The organism is Streptomyces sp. NPDC002130 (assembly GCF_040296465.1).
Lineage (GTDB): Bacteria > Actinomycetota > Actinomycetes > Streptomycetales > Streptomycetaceae > Streptomyces.
Genome location: NZ_JBEOXI010000757.1, coordinates 1 through 1,556, shown reverse-complemented (window position 1 = coordinate 1,556; position 1,556 = coordinate 1). Strand labels below are relative to the sequence as shown.

General features: G+C 63.0%; 2 protein-coding genes. One reads left to right on the top strand and one right to left on the bottom strand.

The features are described 5' to 3' along the window. The first annotated feature begins 660 nt into the window (after window positions 1–660). A complete protein-coding gene (locus ABT116_RS45220) occupies window positions 661–1,077 on the top strand; it encodes a PPOX class F420-dependent oxidoreductase (protein WP_124567724.1) in 417 nt (138 codons plus the stop codon). Window position 1,078: 1 nt separating this feature from the next. Here the strand turns inward: ABT116_RS45220 and ABT116_RS45215 are convergent, their stop codons facing one another. Next, the gene (locus ABT116_RS45215) at window positions 1,079–1,432 is read right to left on the bottom strand and encodes a winged helix-turn-helix transcriptional regulator (protein WP_095968621.1); all 354 of its coding nucleotides are present in this window, start codon (window positions 1,430–1,432) and stop codon (window positions 1,079–1,081) included. Window positions 1,433–1,556: the final 124 nt, after the last annotated feature.

Here is a 1,556-nt window from a genome sequence, read left to right as displayed (position 1 = left end):
GGCGCCTCGGGCGTGCTGCGGCTCAGGCGGGGTGGCGGCTCCGGCACCTCGGGCAGGGCGCGGCTCAGGAGGCGTCGCGGCGCCGGTGTTCCGGCCGAGAAATCCGAGATACGCCCTCAACGCGAACGTGGACACATCGGACGTCAACAGACCGGGAAGAACCAGGACCGGGTGACCGTCCCCTCGCGGCGATCGAAGCAGCCACGGCGCAGCTACGAGTAACGACGCGATGTCGACGAGTCCGCGCGTCGGTTCGCTCAGACACATCGCCAAGGACGGTGGGCCAGGAACGAGCGGGCCGACTTCGCGAATCAGGGCCGATCCTCGAGCCCTCTCGAATTCGGTTTCCGCGAAATCGATCGCCGAGACTTCCGCAACTACGGACACCTGAACTCCTGTCGGCCGGTGCCCTCGTCGGGGCGTGTGGTTGGGCGGTTCCGCGAGCTGTGTGCTCAACCCGCGGAACCTTGTCCTCATCCGCCACCGGTAGCGAACAGGACCCGTTCTGCCCACAGATTCACGTCCGGATACATCTGAACCCGACCAAAACTGTGTGATCCAGAACACTAGTTTTGGATACGTTGCATCTACGTTGCGTGCATGTTTCGTCATTGCCGGGGAGAAGCTGTTACCCGGGAGAAGCTACAGAAGGAGAAACACATGTCATTCACGGACGAAGAGATCGCCTACTTGCAGTCGCAGCCGCTGGCGCGCGTAGCGACCGTCTCACCGAACGGACAACCCGACGTCGTTCCGTTGGCCTTCGAGTACGACGGGGCCCACCTGTGGATCGGCGGGGTCGGCGAGGCGGTCCTGCGGACCAAGAAGTTCCGCAACATCGGGTCAGGACAACTCGAAGTCGCCCTGGTCATCGACGACATGCCGTCGTTCGAGCCATTCGTCGCGCGCGGAATCAGAATCTACGGAATCGCTGAACGGCCGATCGAGAGGGTAGGAATGGTCGGCCCCGGAATCTATTCACGCATCACGCCGACAGTCTCGTGGAGTTGGAACCTGGCCGGAGAACCCGCTGGTGAAACCTGGTACACGGCACGCAGGACCGTTCACACGCGTTAGCTCAGTTCGAGCAATTCTCAGGTGGCAAGTTCTCGGCAGCCCAGGTTGTCAGTTCGCTGAGGGCTGGAAGCAGTGCTTGCCCCGACGCCGTGAGTTCGTACTCCACGGCGATGGGCGGACCTGCATCGACGCTCCTCGTCACCAAGCCTGCCCCCGCCAACTCCGTCAGGCGTTCCGAGAGTACCGAATCACTGATCCCGCCAACTGCGCGCTTGAGTTCGGAGAATCCCGCCGGCCCGTTGAGCAGCGTGCCGAGAATGACGCCGTTCCACCGTTTGCCCAGGAAGCCGAACGCGCGGGCCAACGCCCCGTCACATGCGCGGGGCTCGTGTTCCGCTTCGCTCTTACTCGCCACCCCACCATCCTAGCCACAGTGCTAACGTATCCGTAGGCACTATTTTTTTACTAGCAACTAGCTTTACCGGGCAACGCTTGGTCCCCGGCCCGGTCCAGGCCACGTCCCCCGGAGGCGTCCAGTC